Annotated in this window: 26 protein-coding genes; 16 read left to right on the forward strand and 10 right to left on the reverse strand. The window is 47.2% G+C overall.

Translation table 11 applies throughout. The features are described from left to right. From SHEWPOL2_RS00600 to SHEWPOL2_RS00655, 12 genes are all read left to right on the forward strand, one after another. Window positions 1-1894, forward strand: a 1894-nt coding sequence (locus SHEWPOL2_RS00600; protein ID WP_037424975.1) for an MMPL family transporter, incomplete at its 5' end; no start/stop codon positions are given. Beyond that, window positions 1895-3220, forward strand: coding sequence for an NAD(P)/FAD-dependent oxidoreductase (locus SHEWPOL2_RS00605; RefSeq protein ID WP_037424978.1), 1326 nt, complete (start codon window positions 1895-1897; stop codon window positions 3218-3220). It begins immediately after the preceding gene. A 4-nt stretch (window positions 3221-3224) separates the two neighbouring features. Further along, window positions 3225-4004: a DUF3261 domain-containing protein gene (locus SHEWPOL2_RS00610; protein ID WP_037424981.1), complete on the forward strand. Its 780-nt coding sequence runs from the start codon at window positions 3225-3227 to the stop codon at window positions 4002-4004. Between the two features lie 103 nt (window positions 4005-4107). After that, on the forward strand, window positions 4108-5325 hold the full coding sequence (locus SHEWPOL2_RS00615) for a beta-ketoacyl-[acyl-carrier-protein] synthase family protein (RefSeq protein ID WP_037424984.1): 1218 nt from the start codon (window positions 4108-4110) through the stop codon (window positions 5323-5325). Window positions 5326-5330: 5 nt separating this feature from the next. Next, window positions 5331-5873 (forward strand): hotdog family protein, encoded by a 543-nt coding sequence (locus SHEWPOL2_RS00620; RefSeq protein WP_050991285.1) that lies wholly within the window; start codon window positions 5331-5333, stop codon window positions 5871-5873. A 100-nt stretch (window positions 5874-5973) separates the two neighbouring features. Next, entirely contained in the window at window positions 5974-6699 is a 726-nt protein-coding gene (locus tag SHEWPOL2_RS00625; RefSeq protein ID WP_037424987.1) for a 3-ketoacyl-ACP reductase FabG2, read from the forward strand. Beyond that, window positions 6700-7962, forward strand: coding sequence for a beta-ketoacyl-ACP synthase (locus SHEWPOL2_RS00630; RefSeq protein WP_037424991.1), 1263 nt, complete (start codon window positions 6700-6702; stop codon window positions 7960-7962). Window positions 7963-7972: 10 nt separating this feature from the next. After that, a complete protein-coding gene (locus tag SHEWPOL2_RS00635) occupies window positions 7973-8716 on the forward strand; it encodes a hypothetical protein (RefSeq protein ID WP_037423265.1) in 744 nt (247 codons plus the stop codon). Window positions 8717-8910: 194 nt separating this feature from the next. Then, window positions 8911-9153, forward strand: coding sequence for a type II toxin-antitoxin system Phd/YefM family antitoxin (locus tag SHEWPOL2_RS00640; RefSeq protein ID WP_011621139.1), 243 nt, complete (start codon window positions 8911-8913; stop codon window positions 9151-9153). Between the two features lie 8 nt (window positions 9154-9161). After that, window positions 9162-9461, forward strand: coding sequence for a type II toxin-antitoxin system RelE/ParE family toxin (locus SHEWPOL2_RS00645; RefSeq protein ID WP_037424994.1), 300 nt, complete (start codon window positions 9162-9164; stop codon window positions 9459-9461). An 843-nt stretch (window positions 9462-10304) separates the two neighbouring features. Beyond that, entirely contained in the window at window positions 10305-12614 is a 2310-nt protein-coding gene (locus SHEWPOL2_RS00650; protein WP_037424997.1) for an AAA family ATPase, read from the forward strand. A gap of 98 nt (window positions 12615-12712) precedes the next feature. Continuing rightward, complete coding sequence (locus SHEWPOL2_RS00655) at window positions 12713-13087, forward strand: hypothetical protein (protein WP_011626649.1); 375 nt, start codon at window positions 12713-12715, stop codon at window positions 13085-13087. A gap of 312 nt (window positions 13088-13399) precedes the next feature. Here SHEWPOL2_RS00655 and SHEWPOL2_RS00660 read toward each other — a convergent pair whose 3' ends face one another. Beyond that, window positions 13400-13966: a hypothetical protein gene (locus tag SHEWPOL2_RS00660; RefSeq protein ID WP_146193314.1), complete on the reverse strand. Its 567-nt coding sequence runs from the start codon at window positions 13964-13966 to the stop codon at window positions 13400-13402. Window positions 13967-14349: 383 nt separating this feature from the next. Here SHEWPOL2_RS00660 and SHEWPOL2_RS00665 point away from each other — a divergent pair, with 383 nt between their 5' ends. Next, a complete protein-coding gene (locus tag SHEWPOL2_RS00665; protein WP_037425172.1) occupies window positions 14350-14805 on the forward strand; it encodes a GNAT family N-acetyltransferase in 456 nt (151 codons plus the stop codon). A gap of 57 nt (window positions 14806-14862) precedes the next feature. Here the strand turns inward: SHEWPOL2_RS00665 and SHEWPOL2_RS00670 are convergent, their stop codons facing one another. Beyond that, entirely contained in the window at window positions 14863-16050 is a 1188-nt protein-coding gene (locus SHEWPOL2_RS00670) for a benzoate/H(+) symporter BenE family transporter (protein WP_037425174.1), read from the reverse strand. Between the two features lie 123 nt (window positions 16051-16173). Here SHEWPOL2_RS00670 and SHEWPOL2_RS00675 point away from each other — a divergent pair, with 123 nt between their 5' ends. The 3 genes from SHEWPOL2_RS00675 to SHEWPOL2_RS00685 all read left to right on the forward strand — a co-directional run bounded on the left by SHEWPOL2_RS00675 (window position 16174) and on the right by SHEWPOL2_RS00685 (window position 17369). Next, on the forward strand, window positions 16174-16749 hold the full coding sequence (locus SHEWPOL2_RS00675; RefSeq protein ID WP_037425002.1) for an XRE family transcriptional regulator: 576 nt from the start codon (window positions 16174-16176) through the stop codon (window positions 16747-16749). A 95-nt stretch (window positions 16750-16844) separates the two neighbouring features. Then, window positions 16845-17168: a rhodanese-like domain-containing protein gene (locus SHEWPOL2_RS00680; protein WP_037425005.1), complete on the forward strand. Its 324-nt coding sequence runs from the start codon at window positions 16845-16847 to the stop codon at window positions 17166-17168. Window positions 17169-17204: 36 nt separating this feature from the next. Next, the gene (locus SHEWPOL2_RS00685) at window positions 17205-17369 is read left to right on the forward strand and encodes a hypothetical protein (RefSeq protein WP_037423241.1); all 165 of its coding nucleotides are present in this window, start codon (window positions 17205-17207) and stop codon (window positions 17367-17369) included. A 61-nt stretch (window positions 17370-17430) separates the two neighbouring features. Here SHEWPOL2_RS00685 and azoR read toward each other — a convergent pair whose 3' ends face one another. From azoR to SHEWPOL2_RS00725, 8 genes are all read right to left on the reverse strand, one after another. Continuing rightward, a complete protein-coding gene (gene azoR / locus SHEWPOL2_RS00690) occupies window positions 17431-18027 on the reverse strand; it encodes an FMN-dependent NADH-azoreductase (protein WP_037423238.1) in 597 nt (198 codons plus the stop codon). A 200-nt stretch (window positions 18028-18227) separates the two neighbouring features. After that, window positions 18228-18761, reverse strand: a complete 534-nt coding sequence (locus tag SHEWPOL2_RS00695; protein WP_037425007.1) for a hypothetical protein — start codon at window positions 18759-18761, stop codon at window positions 18228-18230. 11 nt (window positions 18762-18772) lie between these two features. Then, a complete protein-coding gene (locus SHEWPOL2_RS00700) occupies window positions 18773-19993 on the reverse strand; it encodes a serine protease (RefSeq protein WP_037423230.1) in 1221 nt (406 codons plus the stop codon). Window positions 19994-20153: 160 nt separating this feature from the next. Further along, window positions 20154-20597 (reverse strand): thioesterase domain-containing protein, encoded by a 444-nt coding sequence (locus SHEWPOL2_RS00705; protein WP_037425009.1) that lies wholly within the window; start codon window positions 20595-20597, stop codon window positions 20154-20156. Window positions 20598-20632: 35 nt separating this feature from the next. Next, complete coding sequence (gene dtd / locus SHEWPOL2_RS00710) at window positions 20633-21070, reverse strand: D-aminoacyl-tRNA deacylase (RefSeq protein ID WP_037423224.1); 438 nt, start codon at window positions 21068-21070, stop codon at window positions 20633-20635. Between the two features lie 15 nt (window positions 21071-21085). Then, window positions 21086-21688, reverse strand: a complete 603-nt coding sequence (locus tag SHEWPOL2_RS00715; protein WP_037423221.1) for a hypothetical protein — start codon at window positions 21686-21688, stop codon at window positions 21086-21088. Further along, entirely contained in the window at window positions 21685-22590 is a 906-nt protein-coding gene (locus SHEWPOL2_RS00720; protein WP_050991287.1) for an alpha/beta fold hydrolase, read from the reverse strand. Before SHEWPOL2_RS00720 ends, SHEWPOL2_RS00715 begins: the two co-directional genes overlap by 4 nt. A 107-nt stretch (window positions 22591-22697) precedes the next feature. Next, complete coding sequence (locus tag SHEWPOL2_RS00725) at window positions 22698-23711, reverse strand: virulence factor BrkB family protein (RefSeq protein ID WP_037425013.1); 1014 nt, start codon at window positions 23709-23711, stop codon at window positions 22698-22700. Between the last annotated feature and the right edge of the window lie 42 nt (window positions 23712-23753).

Raw genomic sequence — 23753 nt, forward strand, 5'->3', positions numbered from 1 at the left:
AGGTGTTGATAACAGTAAGGGCGTGGCCGCTATTGTGATGGCAAAGGGTAAAGACAGCGCCTTTAATCCTAATGCCCAACTCATTCAGCAAGCAGCGTTAACACAAGCACTTACTACAGTCACTGAGCAATATGCCGGCATACAAGTGTTACAGGCGGGCGCGCTATTTCATGCTATAGAAGCAACGAATACCGCTAAGAGTGAAATCTCTGTCCTTGGCCTCGCCTCTCTGCTTGGGGTGGTGTTATTAGTTTGGCTGGCGTTTCGCTCCGTCATGCCGCTATTGCTTGCAATAGTGACAATATCCAGTGGTTTACTGCTGGCGGTGACCTTTACCCTAAGCGTGTTCGGGGAGCTGCATTTGCTCACCCTCGTCTTTGGCACCAGCCTGATTGGGATTGCTATCGACTACAGTTTCCACTTTTACTGCGAGCGGTTAAGCGATCATCAGCGTAGCGCGCAGGCGACCGTGGCCTATATTTTCCCCACTGTGTCGCTCGCCTTTATCACCAGCGCCTTGGCCTATGTCGGCATTGGCCTCGCGCCGTTTCCCGGCATGCAGCAGGTGGCGATTTTCTGCGCCTCTGGTTTACTCGGTGCCTACCTGACGTTAGTGCTGGCTTACCCACTCTTAGCGGGCAGCAAGTTGCCTTCGGGAGAGCGTCCGCTAAATCTTGCACAGGCCTATCTTACAAAACTCACCGGATTCTCAAACAAGCTGGTGTCGCCATGGGGATTGAGTCTATTCACCTTAGTGTTCGTAGGTGTTTGTCTGCTGGGTATCAGCCAACTTAAGGTGGATGATGATATTCGCCATTTACAACAAAGCCCTGCGAGCGTGACAGAGCCTGAAGATAAGCTCAGAAAACTCCTCAGTGGCGGTACCGATAACCAGTTTTTATTGGTGCGCGCATCGAGTGAAGAAGCCTTATTGCAACGGCTCGAAGCCCTAGGCCCACAACTCGATACCGCCATAAAACAGCAAGAGCTGGGCAATTATGTCAGCCTCAGCCGTTACCTACCGAGCAAGCAAAAGCAAGATGCAGCGTATCAATTACAGGGCGAGATTTACCAGTCGCAATTAACCACAGTACTAAGCAACATTGGCCTTGATGAGAGCCTAGCGCCAAACCTTTCTGCCGCCTATATTGGCGCCAAGGATAGCTATATCACCCCGACGGATTTTTTCGAACTGGGCTTTGGTAAACAGCTAGCGCCACTTTGGCTTGCACCAATGGGATTAGCGCCGCTTGAACACTCAACGGAGCCAACGGCCAATCCAGATAATACACAGCGAGGAAGCGACAGCCATGGCGCCATAGTGTTGCTCGGTGGTATTGAAGATATTGCGGCTCTCAAAGCGCGCTTTGCCAAAGATCCACAGGTACAACTTATTGATAAAGTCGCGGATATCTCCACCGTGATGGGGCATTATCGCCTGCTCACCCTTAAATTATTGGGGCTAGCACTGGTTATCGCACTCTTGCTATTTAGCCTAAGTTTTGGGCTCAAAAAGGCCACTGTGGTTGTCGCCGTGCCGGCACTCGCCGCGGTACTTACCTTAGCCATTTTAGGCTTAGTCGGCTCCCCCTTAAGCTTATTCCATGCGCTGGCGCTGATTTTAGTCTTCGGGATTGGGATAGATTACAGCTTGTTTTTTGCCGCCGCAGCGCAACATGGCAGGGCGGTGATGATGGCGGTGTTTATGTCCGCCTGCTCGACTCTATTGGCCTTTGGCTTACTCGCCTTTAGCCAAACCCAAGCTATTCATTACTTTGGATTAACCCTATCCCTCGGCATAGGCTTTACCTTTGTACTTTCGCCATTGATTTTGACCACTCGTCAGGTTTTAACCACCAACAAGGTCTCGATACCTACAAGGAATGTTATTTAAATGTCTACCTCTACCGCGGCTAGATCCACACCGTCTCACTCCCTTTGCGTCGATGTCGCCATTATCGGCGCAGGCCCCTCCGGCTCGATTGCAGCAAGCCTGCTACATAAGCAAGGCAAACGTGTCATCGTGCTTGAAAGACAACACTTTCCGCGCTTTTCGATTGGTGAGAGTTTGCTGCCCTGCTGTATGCAATTTATTGAAGAAGCGGGCATGTTAGAGGCGCTGAATGCCGCGGGATTCCAATATAAAAACGGTGCAGCCTTCCGCCGTAACGGGGTGTATACCACCTTCGACTTTACCGACAAATTTACCCCAGGGCCGGGAACAACCTTCCAAGTACAACGGGGAAACTTCGATAAATTACTCGCCGATACTGCGGCAAGTTTTGGGGTGGAGATCCGTTACGGTGAAACCGTTGAGGCGATAGAGTTAACTGCCGCACCTCGTTTAACTGTGCGTAACGAGCAGGGTGAACTTTACCAAGTCGAGGCCAAATATGTGCTCGATGCCAGCGGTTTTGGCCGCGTATTACCACGACTGCTCGACCTCGAAACGCCGTCCTCACTGCCGACTCGCAGCGCCATCTTCACCCATGTGGAAGATAACATCAGCGATCCCAACTTCGACCGGAATAAGATTTTAATTAGCGTGCACCCGCAGCATCAGGATATTTGGTACTGGTTAATTCCCTTCAGCAATGGCCGCTGCTCGCTCGGCGTCGTGGCAGAGCCGCAATTGCTCGCGCGCCTCGAAGGCGATTTAGAGCAGCAGTTAATGACCATAGTCAAGGAAGAGCCCGGCCTTAACGCACTGCTTGCCAATGCCAAAGTCGCCCAGCCCTGTGCGACACTCAAGGGCTATTCCGCCAACGTGTCGCGCCTCGCCACCGATAAGTTTGCGTTGCTGGGCAATGCCGGCGAGTTCCTCGATCCGGTGTTTTCATCGGGCGTAACTATCGCGATGCAGTCGGCATCCATGGCAGCAAAATGCGTGCTTAAACAACTTAATGGTGACACGGTGGATTGGCCTACCGAGTACTCAGCACCGTTAATGCAAGGGGTGAACACCTTCCGCACCTATGTGCAGGCTTGGTACGATGGCCGCTTCCAAGATGTGATTTTTTATGAAGATCCCAATCCTAAAATCAAGCAAATGATTTGCTCGATTTTGGCGGGCTATGCTTGGGATGCGCAAAATCCCTTTGTTAAAGAATCCGAGCGACGTCTAAACATGGTGGTCGAGCTATGTCGGCAGGATGCTGAACTCATAACAGGCAAACCCGTAATCAGCGAACTCACAATCAACGAATTAGCCGAGGTGTAATTCGATGCGCTTAAGCCTTAACGCCAAAGGTCGCCCTAACGCCAAAGGTCGCACAAAAGCGATAGTGACGACAGTTGCCCTAATGCTCTCAAGCCTAGGCTTGATGGGCTGCAGTGAGCTGCTCTATCGGCAAACCTGCGTCGGATTCACAAAAGATATGCGTTATTGCTTAGCGCCACTGCCACAGCATTTTGGCCCTGCAACGGCTAAACCGCCCGCTAAACCAAGCAGCAATCAGCCAGCCGCAACCCCAGCTGGCACAGATTCTGCAAACCAGAGTCAAAGTCAGCAAGGCGACAGCAAAGCAAAGGTATCCTCCCAATCTTTTAGTCAGAAGGTGAGCATAAAAGTGGGTGATAACACCCATGAGCTGCTCACCCAGCTTGAACTTGAAGGGGAACGCATGACGCTGGTTGGGCTCGCTCCGCTAGGGCAAGCGTTGTTTACCTTGGTTTACGATGGGAATACACTCAGCAGTGAGCAGAGTCAGCTACTCGGGAATGAGTTTAAAGCCGAATATCTGATGGCGATGATGCAACTTATCTATTGGCCAGAACAGAGTATTCGTAGTCATTTAGAAGGTGGAAGTTTAGTGACAGGGCTATGTGACGCCATCCCCTGCCGCCAGTTTTATAGCCAAGACACGCTTATCAGTTACAACGATAATCAGACCCAAGTGATACAAATTCGTTATCAGCACCAAATCGACGATTCCCTTTGGCAGGCACATATTAATTTAACCATGCCACAGGCAAAATTTGAGTTAGAGATACAACCCATTTAAGCGTCACGTTATAGGCAGCCAATCAAAGATAAAACTTTAAAACTAATCATATTAGCCACTTATATTTACCACCCAGATTCGGTAATAGGTATAGCAAGCAACAATGAATAACAGAGTCGCCATTACACAGATTGGATTGTGTACCCCGTTAGGGCAAACGCCCGAGCAGGTGTTAGCCCGCTTGATTGCAGGCGATACCAGTGCCATGCAAACCAATGACACCCTATTATTTGGGGAGTCGACACTGGTTGCGCCCGTCACTGAGCCATTACCGACGATACCTGCCGCACTGGCGCAATTCGATTGTCGCAATAATCAGTTACTCCTTGCTGCCGCACAGCACATTACCGACACGGTCGAACAGGCGAAACAGACATATGGCGCCGACCGCATCGGCGTGGTCTTAGGCACCAGCACCTCGGGGATTTCGAAGGGCGAAGCTGCCTTGGCCTATCGCAATCAACACGGCCACTTCCCCGCCGATTACCATTACTTTCAACAGGAATTAGGCAGTACCAGCGATTTTTTGCGCCAGTTATTTGCGCTCCAAGGTCCCTGCTACACCATTTCGACCGCCTGCTCCTCTAGCGCCAAAGTGTTTGCCAGCGCCAAACGCCTACTTGAGGCCAAGCTGTGCGATATGGTGATTGTCGGCGGTATCGACAGCCTGTGCCAACTCACAGTTAACGGGTTTCACGCCTTAGAGTCAGTTTCAAAAGGACATTGCAATCCATTCAGCGCCAATCGTGATGGCATCAATATCGGTGAAGGCGCCGCGCTATTTACCCTGACCTTAGCGACAGACAACACAGTAAATGAAGCCTGCGTATTGCTCGCAGGTATTGGCGAGTCGAGCGATGCGCACCATATGTCGGCGCCGCATCCTGAAGGCGCAGGGGCGATTGCCGCCATGCAGGCCGCGCTTGATGATGCACAAATATCTGCGCAAGATATTGATTATATAAACTTGCATGGCACAGCAACGCCTAAAAATGATGCAATGGAAAGCCGCGCCCTACTCTCGGTATTTGGCGACACGCCGCCCCCTGCAAGCTCAACCAAACCGCTGGTCGGCCATACCTTAGGCGCTGCGGGCGCGATTGAAGCCGCATTTTGTTACCTCTTGCTGTCACAGCATAATCACAGCTTTGCCCTGCCGCCCCATAGGTTTGATGGGCAGCAAGATCCGCAGGACCCCAGCATTGCGCTAGTCGCGCCCATGCAGTGCGCCGAGCATGGCAAGCTTAACTATGTGATGAGCAACTCCTTCGCCTTTGGCGGCAGCAATGCCAGCCTGATTTTTTGCCGTAAAGGGGCTTAAGATTGATGTCCAGTTCTATCAATACCGCAATTTCAGCCGCCGAGCCGATTTGGCTGCAACACTTAGCCGAGCAGAATATTGCCGATTTTATTCCGCATCGTACGCCAATGATCTTGATTGATAAGATTATTAGCCATCAGCCGGATGTGCTCGAAACTGAAGTGCTGATCACTCCGCAGAGCGCTTATTTTGACGAGCATCGTCAGGCCGTCCCCAATTATGTGGGTATCGAATATATGGCGCAGAGCATTGCCGCTTTAGCGGGCGTTGAGGCTAAACTGCGTCACGATAAAATCCGCGTGGGATTTTTATTGGGATCGCGTAAATTAGCCTTACACACGGCGCAATACGAACTCAATCGCTGCTACCGCACTCAGGTTAAACGCCTCTATCAGGAAGAGTCGGGACTGGCGGTATTCGATTGCCAGATTTATCTATTGCCAGAGGCGCAAGCGCAGCAAACACCACTGTTAGTGGCCGAGGCGAATGTGAATGTGTTCCAGCCACAGGACACCCAAGCGTATATCGCCTCAAGCCAACAGGCTTAATGCCAAGAGGCATGCTTGGCAGCAACAAGTCTTATCACAAAAGGATTTAGCCCTTTGATGCACAAACAACTCATCGAGCATCAAGGGTGGAGAAATAAAGATGAATAACAGAGTATTAGTCACAGGTTCGAGCCGCGGTATTGGCAAAGCCATCGCCCTTAAACTGGCTGCGGCAGGTTATGATATCGCGCTGCATTATCACAGCAATCAGGCCGCAGCCGATGCCAGCGCCGCAGAGCTTCGCGCCCTTGGGGTTAACGTCAGCCTACTAAAGTTTGATGTTGCCGACCGCGTTGCCGTCAAAGCCGCCCTTGAGGCCGATATCGAGGCTAATGGCGCCTACTATGGCGTGATACTCAATGCGGGCATCAACCGTGACAATGCTTTTCCGGCGATGAGTGAAGCCGAATGGGATAGCGTAATCCACACTAACCTTGATGGTTTTTATAATGTGATTCATCCCTGCGTTATGCCTATGGTGCAAGCGCGCAAGGGCGGACGAATTATCACCTTGGCTTCCGTTTCCGGTATCGCGGGTAACCGTGGTCAGGTCAATTACAGCGCCTCTAAGGCCGGATTGATTGGCGCGACTAAGGCGCTGTCCTTAGAGCTGGCCAAACGTAAGATCACCGTAAACTGTATCGCCCCAGGTTTAATCGAAACCGATATGGTGGCGGATATTCCTAAGGATATGGTCGAGCAGTTAGTGCCGATGCGCCGCATGGGCAAACCCAATGAAATCGCCGCCTTAGCAGCCTTTTTAATGTCGGACGATGCTGCTTATATCACGCGCCAAGTGATTTCGGTGAATGGAGGCATGATCTAAATGACTGAGCCGACAAACCCGACCCGCTTGGGTAGACGAGTTGTAGTCACCGGCATTGGTGGCATTACTGCCTTAGGTCACGACTGGCCGAGTATCGCAAACCGCCTTAAGGCACAAAAAAACTGTGTAGTGACGATGGCGGATTGGGACAAATATGACGGGCTAAACACTCGCCTTGCCGCCCCCGTGACCGACTTTGAAGTGCCGAGCCATTATTCGCGTAAAAAAATCCGCTCCATGGGACGGGTCTCGATTATGGCGACTCGTGCCAGCGAACTTGCACTTATCGATGCGGGACTCTTGGACGACCCTATCGTCACTTCGGGAGAGATGGGCATTGCCTATGGATCTTCCACTGGCAGTACCGATCCCATTACCGCCTTTGGCGATATGCTGAAAACTGGCGATATGTCAGGCGTTACCGCTACCAGTTATATCCGCATGATGGCCCACACCACAGCGGTAAACGTGGGGGTTTTCTTTGGCCTTAAAGGGCGCATTCATACCACCAGCAGCGCCTGCACCTCAGGCAGCCAAGGCATAGGTTACGCCTATGAAGCGATTAAATATGGCCAGCAAACCTTAATGCTCGCGGGCGGCGGTGAAGAACTCTGCCCCACGGAGGCCGTAGTCTTTGATACGCTGTTTGCGACCAGCACGAAAAACACGACGCCAGAATTATCGCCACGCCCTTTTGATGCCCAGCGCGATGGCTTAGTGATTGGCGAAGGCGCTTGTACGCTAGTACTTGAAGAGTTAGAACACGCCAAAGCACGCGGCGCGAAAATTTACGCCGAGATCGTCGGTTTTGGCACTAACTCCGATGGTCAGCATGTCACTCAGCCCAATAGCGAAACCATGGAGATCGCCATTCGTTTAGCCCTTAAGGATGCGGCGCTCACGCCCGACGCCATTGGTTATGTGAATGCCCACGGCACCGCCACCGACCGCGGTGATATTGCCGAAAGCCATGCGACCCACGCGGTATTCGGTGCGGATATGCCGATTTCATCCCTTAAAAGCTACACAGGCCATACCTTAGGCGCCTGCGGCGCGTTAGAGGCTTGGGTGAGTATCGAAATGATGAATGCGGGTTGGTTTGCCCCGACGCTCAATCTCGACAATATCGACCCAGAATGTGCCGCTCTCGATTACATTCGCGGCGAGCCACGTACACTCGACACCGACTATGTGATGAGTAATAACTTCGCCTTTGGCGGTATCAACACCTCACTGATTTTTAAACGCTGGAAAACGACATAAGGACATATCAATGAAACCATTAGTTGCAAGCATTTTACTCGGTATCAGTTTACTGGCCTCGCCGGTGTGGGCGCAGGATTATACGGTTGAAACCTATCAAGAAATTTTTAAAGGCGACAACCAATTTAAGCAAAAACAAGCCATCGAAGCCCTGACGCTTGCCGGATTATCCGATCCCGCCATTTACGATGTGTTAGAGGCCAAACTTATCGCATCGCTGCCACAAGCCACCGAGAAAAATGCTATCGACTACAGTGCATGGTTAGTCAAAGGTTTAGCTTATTCAGGGAACGATAAATACAGCGGCACCATCAACAATATTATCAATGGCGACTACCATAAGAAGCTGAAGAAGTACGCTACCCAAGCCCTTGAAAATCTTGACCAGTATAAAAAATGGAATGCTATTTTAGGCGATAAAAGCCAATATGTGGCCGAGCAAAGTACTAAAAATAATGCCTATGCCAACGCCTTTAAAAGCAATGATTTAGAGCTGATGCGCCTCGCAGCCAAACGCATGATGGACGATCAAAACTACGATGATTTTCTATTAGAACGCCTGAGCGTTGAGCTGAAAAATCCACGTTTGATGAGTAACGACAAGTTAGCCATCGACACCTACGCCAATATGGCGAAAGCGCTTGCGGCATCGGGTAATACCCAATACCGCGAAGTGATTGAAAATATTGCCAACAACAACCCAAACAAAAAGCTGAAAAGCTACGCCGAGAGCTATTTGAAGAAGTACTACTAAATCGCTTTTGAGCTAGCAAAAGCGTTAACAACAAGCCGATAATCATCTCGGCTTGTTGATCTCATTTGTAGGCAAGTCATCATCAAGCGAATCAAGATAACCCATCATTAGCACAAATCGCACGATTTAATCATTTTGACCATTTCGCTCAATAAACTATACTGCCACTGTATTTCCAAAACGGGGCTTAACTCATGCAAACCTTAACCGCAAATGACGCCAAACGAAATTTTGGTGAGTTGCTACTAAACGCTCAACGTGAACCCATCAAGATCAGCAAAAACAGTAAAGATGCAGTTGTGGTCATGTCTATCCACGATTACGAACAGCTTGAGGCGATGAAAGCCGACTATCTGAAGCACTGTTTCAACGCAGCCAAAGAAGATTTAGCAAAGGGCAATGTGGTTGATGGCGAAGATTTTCTTAACGCCCTGTAGCTACTCACATGAATAATAAACGCTATAAACTGAGTAGGTTAGCTCAGGCTCACCTACAACAGATTAAAGACTACACTCTTCAACACTTTTCTGAGTCGCAGTGGCACAAATATAAAGAAAGCCTTATCTCCGGTTTGCAAATGTTAGCCAATAACCCCGGATTAGGCAGAAGCTGCAACGATATTTACCCCAACGGTTTCTACTTTCCTATCGGTAAACATACCGCCTACTTCACCAAAGAAGACGACTTTATCCTTATCGTTGCCCTGTTAGGTCAGCCACAGCTCCCCCAAAATCATCTGAAATAGCCTTAAGAAGCCGTGGGCTCTAAGTTGATAAGCGAGAGCTATGGAAGGTGGACTGGCAATATTGTTCAGAGTGAGGCCAACCATGGTACTGACTCGACAACACGCCACGGAGTTAAGCCAACCATGATGCTGACTCGACGACACGGTGAATAGAAACCTAGGATTTCTAAGCTTATGAACGAGAGCCATGGACGGCGAACTGGCCGTTAAACACGGATGTTGTTCAAGTCCATCCCTGGATGCAGGGCCGCCCCGTCCATGGGGCGGACGGTCGTCTCGTCAATCACCATGGTTTGCCTTTCGAGCATCAGTGTCATCTGTTGGTTTATATGGCCGCAACTACAGTAAAACCATGAAATTTAAGTTGTTATGCCTGTACGCCAAAAAAATTAACTGTAGGTGGCCAATTAAATTATATTAGAATTTCTTATCATTTTAACGCTTTAGATTTTCTCAGTTGTTTAAAATGCAATTTACGTTCCGCTTATGACTGTATAAGTACAGGTATAATAGAAAAGTGACAACCCTCGGGGAAAACGAGCCAAAGGAATATTGTTTTTTTAATTTCAAAAAAACATTAATCAACTAAAAATATTAGTCTTTTCATGTTTTCTGATTTACATACCGCGCCAAAATACTTCTTGGTATATAAAGTCTCGCTTTTTCTGCATGAAAAAAGATTGGAAACTCACCGTAATGGATGCTAAGTTACTGGCATATTTGAATTATTTACTCTTATCCCTCAAACTTCGAGTCCATTATGGTTTGGGTTTCATTAGAAGTGCGGGTAATACACTGTTATACGCAAATCTAGTCCGGAGAGAATTTTAGGTTGGGGATGCCATGTCAATAAAAAATATACAAAAACTAAAGCAATTCGGTATCTTCCAAGATCACACAAACAGCAATGCTAAAGATTTCGGAAAATATAACTTGTTCTATGGGTGGAATGGATGCGGAAAATCTACGCTTTCGGGTTTGTTTCGGTGCATCGAAAATAAAGCCACTTCAAGTAAATTTCCTTCTTCGGAATTCTCGGTAAGCGTAGACAGCGGCACGCCGATAACACAAACGAACGTGGGTAATTCTGATCTAAACATATATACCTTTAACCAAGATTTTATTGATGAAAACATTTCATGGAACAGCATTGTAAAAAGTATATTGCTTGTTGATAAGGAAAAGATTGCAGAACGTGAAAAACTAGAAAAGCTAAAAAAAGAACAAGAAGTTGATACCAAGACATACAGCATAGGGTCTGAAGCAATAGAGAAACTTAATGGCGCTGTTTCAAAATTTGAATCCGATAGCGCGCGACACATGAAGACAAGTCTTCAGTCCATTGATACTACAGACAGTTACTACCTTAACTACGATAAGCGTAAATTTGGAAAGTTCATAGAAGAACACCTTGAAGAATGTAAGTCGGACGATTCACTTCTTGATGATCAAAAAATTGTTGATTTAACCAATGCTGCGAAACCTGATCAAAAGTCCCCGATAATCTTTAATAAACGCGCTATTAATCAAGATACTTTCACTAAAGCTAAAGAACGACTTGATGACCTTTTGAAAACTAGCGTGGTCAGCCAAACTATTCAGAGGCTTGTAGATCATGGTGATATAAAGTCTTGGGTTGAAACTGGTCTTGACCTTCATAAGCGCCACGATAAAAACGAATGTGAATTTTGTGGCAACATCATCACCGAAGAACGCATTAAAAAACTTGAAGCCCATTTTAATGACGATTACAAAGCCTTTCAGACCCGGCTTGAAAGTGCTGATGTCTGGCTTGCCGGTCAATATGTTCAGCCCCCAACGCTACCCGCCGCAAGTGATTTTTACGACGAATTCAAAAATGGCTACAACGAAGCATGTGCGGCGCTGGAAAAGGCAATCACAGACCTGAACGAAGAAATTACGGTCTGGCACAATGTGTTAAAAGACAAGACAGCTAATCCACTTGAAGTCGCTCTAACGGTTGAAGTTATCAGTGAGTCATCCGTAAATGCGTTTAACGATGCTATGACCGCTATTGGCGCAGCTGTTGATAAGCACAATCATAAGTCTGGAAATTTCAAAGAAGAAACTGATAAAGCTAAAAAGCAACTTGAACTTCACTATGCGACTACTGAAGTGAAGTCATTCGGATATTACAATAAGAAAAAAGAAGTCGTTGATCGAACTACCGCAAATGGAATGCTAAAAACAGCAATTAACGCTAGAAAAGCAGAAATCCAAAAACTTGAAGATTTACTATCAAATGAAGGCGTGGGCGCTGACCAATTTAATGAATCACTTCATAAGTTTCTTGGGCGCAGTGAATTAACCCTTCGATTCAATCCGAATAAAAAAGGGTACGAAATATTGCGGAACGATTCCGTTCCGGTAGAAGGAAACTTGAGCGAAGGTGAAAAAACGGCTATTGCGTTTGTTTATTTCATAACCAAGCTGAAAGAAAACGATAACAAGATGGAAAATACTATCGTTGTTGTCGATGATCCAGTTTCGAGCTTTGACTCGAACCACTTATTTCATGCGTATTCGTTTCTTCGTAGCAATTGTGACACGGCAAAGCAGCTATTCGTATTTACGCACAATTTTACTTACTTCAAATTGATTCGTGATTGGTTCGAAGGGGTAAATCGCAACAGAAGAAGAAAGAATCCTCCCAAAGATCCAAATGCGTTCTTTTATACAATTGAATCCACGGTAGCCGTCCCACGCCAATCGACATTTAAAGACGCAGATTCAAGTCTGGTCGATTACAATTCAGAATACCATTATATATTTACAAAACTTCATGCATACAAAGACAATCCAGCACTGTCACGCGACGAAGCCTTTTTAACCGCGAATCTCGCAAGGAAACTGCTCGAATCATTTTTTAGCTTCAAGTTTCCGAAGCACCGAAGTGATATTTCACAGCTTATGAATTGTGGGTTGAAAGGCTGCAAAATCACAGATGAAGCCACCAAGGAAAAGATTTATCGCTTCATAAACAAATATTCACATAGTGCCGTAATCGAAATTAATGAAGATTCGTCAGAAAACCTTTTAGGTGAAAGCCAAAATGTCATTGGTGATATTTTTACGTGGCTCCAGGAAGTTGATGAGATTCATTACAACGAAATGCTCGAGGTAGTTGCATGATTAGTGTAAAAGCGTATAACAAGCCACTGCACTCGGAAATTTTACTCGCTTCGCTCCCAAAATTCCGTTGAGCGGGGCGTTATATTGCTTAGGAGCATATGGATAATTTCGAGAAAATCAGGAAGATTATTCCTCTATGGTATGCCCAAAGAAAATGGGCTGAAGAACTGCTAGTTCAATCTTTCCAATTAGAAAAAGCAGAAGATATTCTTCAACCTAAATATCGAGGTGCAAATCCAATTCCAGGTACTAATTGGATGTATCGGACTCACGGTATTGGTGTGGACATCTATCGCACAGCTGATGTCGGGGGAATTGATTTTGACTTCAACAAAATTGATCCTGACGAATGGCGGTTACGAATATTTTTCGAAAAACAATATAACGAAGGTAATTTACCTTTAGCTGATTATCGCGAGTTATATGAAGATGAAGGTTTATTGCAATGTGCGGTAGAGCAAGCATTGAAGTAATCGCAATATAACAAATAAGGATAGGCCGCGCGTAGCCGCGACCTTATCCCAAGTGTTGAACAAGCCCGATGTTGATTGTTGACACTTTATTATGCAAATAGCGGATTGAGAATGTGTACTGGCGAAGGTCTTATTTTCAAAGAGACTTTTATGCAGACATGACCCGCCCTTAGCGAACGAGCTAATATTTTTATTACCTATTCATAAATAAGATCGGACAGGCATAACTTTTTTCAGTTCCCGAAGATACAGGGGCGCTAGCCTCGCCAATCACCATCCAATTCTGTCCGTCCTATTTTGCCAATGATGCAACTATTTCTGTGCAGTTATTGATTTAACTAAAGGGTCTGAATTAAATGATATCCTATACTCATTTCCCCCTTTAGCATTGTTTGTAACCATTAAATAGTTTACATAACCAGACTTATTCATAGGACTATTATTACTAAGACTAAACTCCTTGTAGAAATTAGCAAAAGCATCTGGTTCTGAAAATACAAAATATCCAAAACAAATTTTATTATCACATGAAACACGGTACTCATTTAAAATAGAACTATATTTTGACTTATTTAAAAACTCGCTAATACTGTTTTCAAAAACTATTATTTCAAATGACTTGTCTGGCATTTTCGAGAAAACATCTATAATTTCGTAAAAGTTAGCTGAAGCCAAAATTGAATTTAGCTTAGTACTATCAACAACATTGTCATCACTAACTATCCCTGTATCATAACCTCCATTAAGCTCCATTTTATGCTCAGTCAAAGAGTGCAAAGAACTATCACTTGCTCGAGGCTCTTTTATATTTGTTGACACATCAAAATTAACATTAGCAGAGTTAGAATCATCGACCAAAACGATATGACTATCTTTCATAAAGGATGTATCGTTAACACTAACTTCATTGTTATTTTCAAAAAAATACAATGTAATAAAAATTAAAACGAGTAGAAAAAACAAAAAGAAAACGCTCTTCCTTAACATAACAATCCCTGTAGTTTTAGTAAAAATTAAAACGCTTAATATAAGACAATAACATAATATGTTTTTGCCTTGCCTTCAAACAAAAGTAAGCACAAGCTTTCTTGCTCGCCTCTCGATACAAACCAAGGGATGAAGCATCATCCCTTTTAGCAAAAACTCTTGGCCTACCCTTTGCTTATCCACCGCAGCGTTTTAACCCTAAAAACAACCAAACGCGATAACGCTATGATGGATAAGTGACAACACAGGGAATTTTAATCTTGAGAGCAATGATGATGAAAATAATACTAGATGATCTAAAAGGGCCTGAAATTGCAGCACTTTTAACTGAGCACCTTGAAGATATGCGAGCAACCTCGCCGCCGGAAAGTGTGCACGCATTAGACTTGGATGGCCTGCGCCAACCCAATATTCGCTTTTGGACACTGTGGGATGGCCGCAATCTAGCAGGCTGCGGTGCACTAAAATGGTTAGATGCTGAACATGCAGAGATCAAATCGATGCGAACCGCAGCAACTTACAAACAACAAGGCGTGGCATCCCAGATTCTGCAGCACTTGATCAATGACGCCAAAGCCGCTGGCGTGCAACGCCTCAGTTTAGAAACCGGCTCGATGGCCTTTTTCCTGCCCGCACGTTCTCTCTACGCTAAGTTTGGCTTCGAGCTGTGTGGCCCCTTTGCCGATTACACGCTCGACCCCAATAGCCTGTTTATGACCAAAAGGCTCTAGGCCTCTGCACACATCAATCCACTAAGGTAGCGAACCTCAGTCTAGACCTAACCACAGCTATGCTTTTGCCTGTTTAGTTGTGGTTAAGGCGCGATGCTTGTGCCAGTAATGCATTAAAAATCCGAGTAATAATCCCCAGAATGCACTGCCGATCCCCAATATACTCACACCCGAGGCGGTGACGAGAAACGTAATCACCGCCACTTCTCGCTCGTCGTTATCCGCGAGCGCTGCGGTTAGACTGTTACCTATGGTGCCAAGCAGCGCTAATCCTGCAATCGCGAGCACCAATTCCTTCGGAAATGCAGCGAAGAGCCCCACCACAGTGGCGCCGAGTAGGCCTGTGATAAAGTAAAACACACCGCCCCACACCGCCGCCCAATAACGAGTTGCGGGGTTAGGGTCCGCCTCTTTACCCATGCAAATCGCCGCCGTAATGGCCGAGAGATTAAAAGCAAAGCCGCCAAAGGGGGCAAACAATACGCCCATCAGCCCCGTCACAGTAATTAATGGCGAGATAGGCGGGCGATAACCATGGCCGTGCAGCGCTGCTACCCCAGGCATATTTTGTGAGGCCATAGTCACCACAAATAAGGGCAGCGCCACGCCCACTACGCTGGTGACAGAAAACGCAGGCGCTATCCATACAGGGGCGGCGAATTGCAGCTCAAGCTTATCGAGTTGCAGTAGATCCAATTGATAACTCATCCCTATTCCCGCAACGAGGGTGAGCAACATAATGTAGCGCGGCGCCCATGGCTTAAGCACAACAAACACTAATAACATCAATAGGATTAAGCTCAGCTGAGTCTGCATTGCTTGAAACAGTCCTAAACCAAACTGCAGTAAAATCCCAGCTAACATGGCCGAAGCGACTGACTGCGGCATGATACGAATAAGCTTATCCATCCAGCCCGCCAAGCCGCAGAGGGCGATCAACAAAGAGCTAATCAGGAAGGCACCAACGGCTTCGTGGATACTCAATCCCGCCAGGCTGGTGACCATCAGCGCCGCCCCGGGGGTCGACCATGCCGTAAGCACCGGATTTTTATAGTAGAGAGACAGGCCAATACTGGTGAGCCCCATGCCGACACCCAAAGCCCACAGCCATGAACTCATTTGTGCCGATGTCGCACCCACGGCATCCGCCGCCTGCAGGATAATCACCGCAGAACTACTGTAGCCCACCAGCACGGCAATAAAGCCCGCCGATATTTTTGATAGTCCCAAAGCCTCGCGCCACATCATCCCTACTCCTACCTTTGCCTCGAGCATCGCACCATTATCTGTGCGCTATAACGCACAAGATGGACAAGATAGCACCTGTGCGTTATAACGTACAAATAATTTTTTAAGTATCAGACCACAATGCAGACCATCAACAGCTATCTTGCCGCGACCCTAAAACAACTGCGCAGCCAAAAGGGTTGGAGTTTAGATAAAGCGGCACTCGAGACAGGCGTAAGCAAGGCCATGATAGGCCAGATTGAGCGCGGCGAATCTAGCCCCACCATTGCCACCCTGTGGAAAATCGCTAGCGGTTTTAATACCTCACTCTCAACTTTTCTAGAGCCGACACCCGAGAGCCAAGGCGCGGTCTTTCGTAACGCTGATGCATTACGCCAAAAGCCTGCAACCGACGGCATGTTAGTGGCGTCGCTATTTCCCTTTGAGCCACGCTTTGGTTTTGAGATGTTTGAACTCACCCTATTACCGCACTATGAGCGCCTCTCCGAGCCCCATGAGGCGGGTGTGACCGAGCATGTGATCGTGCTCAGCGGCACCATGGAAGTGTTAGTCGATGGCCAGTGGCAGCCATTACAGCAGGGCGAGGCCGTGCGCTTTGCCGCCGATAAACCCCACGGTTACCGCAACTTGAGCGATCACCCCGTGGTGTTTCATGATCTTATCCACTATCACAGGGAAGCGCCCGCCACCGAGTAACTCCGACAAGCCAAGCGCCCAACAGATTGCCGCTTGCGCCTGCCAATCCATTAGAATAAACTTATTGAAAATTTTCTAATCATAGAGGCAAAGCTATGTTTCAATCTTTACTGGCTAAATTATCTGGTAGCAGCAACGGTGAAAAATGTTGGCAATTGATTGATCAAGGTGCACGCGTTATCGATGTGCGCTCACCAGAGGAGTTTGCCTCAGGTCATTTGCCTCAGGCCATCAACGTGCCGCTGCCAACACTCGACCAATGGTTGCATCAGGTTGACAATAAACAGCATCCGTTTGTGCTTTACTGCGGCGCAGGTATCCGTGCCCAAAAGGGCTGCGATATTCTCAAAGCCAACGGTTTTGAATGTGTGATCAACGGTGGTTCGCTAAAAGATTTAGTCTGCTGCCAGCCAAGCTAAAACCTAAGCAAAGCAACCATGCGTGAGGAGGTGCAGATGACAACAAAGTGCCCGCGCCCAACTAGCGGCGAACAACCGCCGCAGCCCAAAGTGGTTCGCGAAACCCGCTACAGCGTGAGCCGTAACCGTGGCCAAGCAAGCACTAAGGTTCGCTATATCGAAACCAACACCATATCCCTTGGCTGCAAACTGTGCGAATAATTGTGTTCTGCGCAAACAAAAATGCCAGCATTTACGCTGGCATTTTTTATTATCTTTACTATTAAACCGCTAACTTATCGATACTGGCTTTAGCTTCGCTGATACCTTTTTGGTTGGCTTCTGGGCCCATGTTCAGCGCTTCAGCATATACCACTTCCACGTCGGTGATACCGATAAAGCCGAGGAAGGTTTTTAAGAAAGGCACAATGTGATCGGTTGGGCCATCTTTATGTGCACCACCACGGGTGGTGATCAACACGGCGCGTTTGCCTTCCACTAAGCCTTTAGGACCGTTTTCGGTATAAGTAAAAGTCACACCCGCACGGGCCACAAAATCAATCCAGTTTTTCAGTTGGGTTGGAATGTTGAAGTTGTACATCGGCGCGGTGATCACGATTGTGTCGTTCGCTTTTAACTCTTCAACTAAGGCGTTCGACAGATCGAGCATCTCTTGCTGACGTGCGGTTAACTCAGCGCCGCCACGTAGGCCAGAGGCGATTTCGCCATCAACCATTGGCAACACATCTTTACCCGCTAAATCGCGAACTGTGATGGTCGCGCCTTGGTCTTCCCATTTACCGATCAGGTGGTCAACTAACAAGGCAGATTGTGAATAACCGCCAAGAATACTGGATTTTAACACTAGGACTTTAGACATAATCTGCTCCGAAAATTGAAATTTGGGGGAGTCTTTCAGCTTGCTCTCGACTCTATGGGCTTAGTTTATTAGCCCATAAAAAAGAAAAAAAGCGGATAAAATTTGAGATTACTTTCTAAAAAGTAGAATGGTTAGACTAAGAGCTAGCCAAGCTAGCCCTTAGCATATGGAAACGCAGCTATGGAAACGCAGCACTCGAACTATTGAGCAAAATAATAGTTGTATTCACTGATTAGCTGGGAAAGCTCAGGCGAGTTTTGAATATCAACCATAAACTTATCAGTCGTGGTCATCGCCCATGCCAAACTCTCTTTATCTAGGCTATACATTCCCTCATTAGAGTACATGTTGTGAGCCTTGGTAAAATTTTCACGATAACTGACGCTGGCAATCACCTCATTGTGAACCCTAAACTCATACGTCAGCACCAAATCATTATTGGTCACCATAGGTAACAGCCCTAGGGAGCCACCCGCTAAAATCGCCGAGGTTAGCCCAGCGGCTTCTCCCCCTGCAGTAGGTTCCATTTTATAGGTCACAATCAGTTTCAATGGATTACCGATATTCTCTTTATCCATTTTTTCAAATAATGGGATGCCCTTGAGTTTGTTATAAAAGTCAGTTGAATCAATGGTACTAATAAAAAATACTGGTGGAAGTGCCGTGGTTTGTGCTTTAACAAACGGGCTAATGAGCAACAAACCCAGCATCAAAATACGAAGCATAAATGGCATTGGAAACATCCTTATTGATAGCAATTCAGTTGAACAACAGCACCAAGTGCAGCCGCATTTGCCGTTCGAATATCGCCCTTCATATTGGGTTCAACCGACTGATAACTAATGCGGTGTTTATCTAAAAAGCGGGCGGCATATTTTGCATCGAGGGCAAAGTTAACATTCTGCGGTAATGCACCCGATTCACGCAGACTCGTCACATTTAAGGTACTAACGGTAATACCTAATAACTCCCCACCATCAGAGACCACTGGGCCACCACTTGAGCCGGGCTGGATCGGTGCCGAAAACTGGAATTGCCCCACCGCCCCCTTTAATGCCTCGCGTGAGCTGATATTTCCGCGCGTTAAATTGGGGGAGGCCGCCAATAATCCCTGCAAGGGATAGCCAACATTGGTAATCGCCTCGCCCAAGAAAATCTCTGTACCTTTACGCAATGGTAAGTATTGCTCCACTGGCGTCCCCGTACTCACGACCGCTAAATCCAATAAGGTCGAGCTAGCCTCTACGGCCGCATCAAAGGATTTACCGCCAACATTCACCTGTGTCACCATGCAATTTTTGAGTACATGGGCCGCAGTAACAATTTGCCCCTGTGGATTAATATAAAAACCTGTTCCTGTACTGACTGGTTTTTGCATATTTGCCAGCAAATTCGCCGAGACATCCTTCATTGCATACTGTGCAGGATAGGAGCTAGCCGACGGCGTCAACGTGTTTAGCACATCGACAATCACTAATTGAGTCGCACGCAATGCGGCGTTATAAAGACCTAAACCATCCCCTAAATAACCAATATCTGCCTTAAAGGATTTTTGCCCTTCGCGAATGGGCTTATCGGAGCCATTAAATACCCGATAGCTCATGATCATTTCTGCTTTACCCGACTCAAATTTCCACTCAGGATCGATATCGATCAGCAGTCCATACTGACTCGCTTGCGTGCGGTCTAATAACTTAGCATTTGAAAAATAAGCACCAAAACCATCCTTCACGCCATCACTGAGTGATTTTCCTGGATCGACCCAAATATTCCATTTCTCTAAATAAAAACGGTTATTTAACTGCGAATGGGGCAAATAATAAGCAACACTCACATCCACAGGGAGCGTAATAGCTTTATTTAGCACCACACCCTTTGGTAATTTATTGGCATTTAACTTGGTATTGGCGCAACCACTGAGATGAAAACAAAATAGAGCAATAAGCACACAGGAGAGAAATCGCATCGGTTATCCTTAATATCAATGCAAATAGCGCCATACAGCATAAACGTGATAACCGTACGGACCATGGCGTATGCAACTTAAGTTGCATTAAGCCAAAGATTCTATTGCAAGTTAAAGGCAACATCAACGATGAAAATTTACAAAAATCAAACAGTCGCAACTATTTTTTAATGCTTGGAAGACTAATATACAGGCCAGAAAACTCCGCGCAGAGCAGGTCTTCACAGTAAAGCTTAACCACAAGTCGAACTTTGGCTTTTCGCCCCGCAGATAAGCCCGCTAAACTGGCATCCTGCCATACCACGCGTGCAATAGGTTGATTGCGAATGGGCGCTAGGTAACGGATATGGGCATCGGCTAACACTATGTCGCCATCCACATTGAGGAGTTGCTGTTGCAGCCATACCATGCCCCAACCTGTGAGGGTCATAAGAGTATAAATACTGCCCGCAAACATGGTGTGATGCAGATTGATATTCGGCGTGAGTGGCGCACTCACGCATAGTTCGCCATCAGTAAAGGACAGCGGTGCAATCTGCATAAACTCACTCACAGGTATCGTGCGGTGCCACGTCTGGCGTAATTGGTTTAATAATTCGTCCATGGGCATTTTCCTTTACTAGTGCAAGCGTATTGAGATTAAACCTGTAAATGGAAGGTCACTGGGCCATCGTTGACCAGTTCAACCTTCATATCAGCAGCAAATTGCCCTGTCTCGGTGGTCACGCCCTTGGCGCGGCAAAAGGCGACAAACTCTTCATACAGGCCAAGCGCTTGTTCTGGGGTGCCCGCACCCGAAAAGCTCGGCCTTAGCCCACGCTCAGTATCAGCGGCCAAGGTAAATTGGGATACCACTAAAAGCGAGCCTCCCGCTTGAGTCAAATTGAGGTTCATTTTGCCGTTTTCGTCAGAAAAAACTCGATAACTCATCACTTTAGTAGCTAGCTTTTCCATCTTCTCGCGGTTATCTTCCCGCTCAACCCCCAGTAAAACTAACAAGCCCTTATCAATTGCACCTATGGTTTGATTATCTACAACCACACTGGCGCGGCTGACTCTTTGAATTAAGGCGATCACAACTTTTCCTTTAAATTAAGACTTAACAACGGGCATCAAAGGAATTGGGCGCAGATACTGCTCAATTCCCTCCGGCAAGGACTTAGCGATTTCAGCCAAGCCGCCATCGGTCCACAGCATAAAACGGCGAAGCTCCTCGATTTCGACCTTATCAGCAAAGGTCACAGTACCTTGGATTTGGATCACCGCACCTTGCTCGCGCAATACAAATTTAGCGAAGTTTAGCTTGGCGTTTAGTTCGCCAATCACCGCGGGCAGTTCAGGGCTGGCCTGCAACTGTGGATGCACCGCATAAAAACGGTTCATCAAAATACGGTCAATCCCCGCAGCATTTATACTGGGTTCGAGCATAAAATCATTATTGCCAAATTGCACCGCAACCTTATCCGCCCCGACTTTAGTGGCTAAATAGTTGGCATTAATTAAGGCCTGATACAAAGCATCAGCAGCGGCCTCATTGGTCATTCCAGCCAATTGCACCACTTTAGGCGCCACAGGTGCGCGAGCCTCGGTAGATTCGACCGCAGAAGATGAGGATTGAGATTCTGGGGTTGAGGATGAGGTGGCCGCACAGGCCGTTAATCCTAAAATGGCGGCAATAATCATAGCTAATTTCATGCAAACTCCTGTCGCTTTATCCAAGACCACATGGCTTGAATTTCGAGTGTGACGGCAAGTGAGAGTATTTCACTATTCAGCGAATGCCCGCCATCAACAATAGTGTGGATTTGTATCCTGGGGTTATCGATTTTTGCCCCAAATGCGGCTAATAAGCGTGCCGGACAGACGGCATCCTGCGTGCCCTGTAATAGCAGGGTACGCGCAGAGACTTGAGATGTCACCCGTTGTAATACACTGAACATATTGAAGTAATCATTTTGCGCATAGTGCAGCTCGATTTGAGCTAAGGCGAATAGCGGCGGCGCAAGCCGCTTAGGTAGGCCAGTTGGTACGCCCGCTAGGGTTAATTCCCATTGGATCCAGCGACGGGCAAATTCATGACGGGTTGCTTCATCTTGAGCGTTAAATCCTAGCTGATAATGCGTAAATAAATCCGCCAATCCAATAGAAGGCGCGGCAAATTCACGGTAAGCCTGTGGATATAACTGCGCAGCGCCCGATGAGCCATAGAGCCATTCAATGCCGGCCTTGGAGGGAATAAACATTGCCCACAGTACTTGAGCAATCACTCGATGAGGAAATAAACCACTGTAAATTAAGGCTAAGGTGGCGCCAAATGAGCCACCCGCTAGGCACCAACGCGCTATGCCTAAGTGAATGCGAATCGCCTCAATATCGCAGATAAGCCCATTTAAATGATTGTGTTCCAACTCGCCAGCAGGCAGCGATTGTCCCGCACCACGTTGATCTAGCAGTAAAATCCAATAGTGCTCTGGGTTAAATAAACTCAGTTCACTGATCGAAGCCCCCGCGCCAGGGCCACCATGCAAATACAGCAGCGGGATACCCTGCGGATTACCATATTGAGCGAGATGCAACTGCTGCCCATTGCCTATCATCAGCCAATCATCAGCCAATCACGGCGGATAAAAGCGGCAAGCGGATGGGCATCAGTGATCATAGGTGGGATAAGGCTCGCTGAATGTCTTGGTGAATGATAACTTAGCTACGGCTTATCCAGTGTAGTCGATGAAGGCGCGTTTGCCGCAAGTTCACCTGTCGTCTCAAGCACTTGGCTTGACTGGGCAGATGTGGTTTCTGGCTGCGCGGCGGGTGTATCCTGCGCCGCTAAAGGCTGATCATCGAGGTTAATTTCGTTGATATCGCTACTGGACTCATAGTCCAAATACTCGGGCATGGCGGCGGTAATTTCGGCGCCCAGCAGCACGATCATCCAAGATAAATATACCCAAACAAATAGAATAGGAATGGTCGCCAGCGCACCATAAATGGCTTCATAACTTGGAAATTTCGTCACATACAAAGCAAAACCTTTTTTCCCCAACTCGAATAGCAAGGCTGCCACCACAGCACCGAGTAGTGCGTGCCAAAACTTCACCTTTTGATTCGGCACCACCATATACAGCAGTAAAAACGCGGCCACCGAAAATAACAGCGGCAAACGTTCGATAAACAGCGGCATTACGCCAGATAAGGTGTCGCCCTCAAACAGCTTTAACGACACCACGTAGGAAGTCGCCACTAGGCTCGCCCCCACCAGCACAGGGCCTAAGGTAATCACCATCCAATACATGGAAAAGGCCACGACCACAGAACGTTTTTCCTTAGTGCGCCAAATATTATTCAGTGACTTATCAATGGCGGAGATCAGCATAATCGCCACCACCACTAAGGCCGCAATCCCCACCGCTGTGCCTTTAGAGGCATTACCCACAAATTCATTGATATAGACTTGTACCGTATCGCCCGCTGCGGGTAAAAAATTCTCGTAAACGAAGGCTTCAATTTGGCCGCGGATCCCCTTAAACACAGGAAACGCCGACAGCATAGACATAGTCACCGCCACCATAGGAACGAGCGATAATAGGGTGACATAGGCCAAGTGGCCCGCACGAATATTGATTTGATCTTCTACTAGGCGCTGGCGTAAATGCAGCAGGAAGTGCCAAATCCCAAGGAGTAAGACTCGAATTTGTGCCAGATCTATCTTCTTAGTCACGGGTTTCTCTTGATTCTGTTGGTATAGACTCGTTATCTTCGT

Source organism: Shewanella sp. POL2, from assembly GCF_000282755.1.
Classification (GTDB): Bacteria; Pseudomonadota; Gammaproteobacteria; order Enterobacterales; family Shewanellaceae; genus Shewanella; species Shewanella xiamenensis.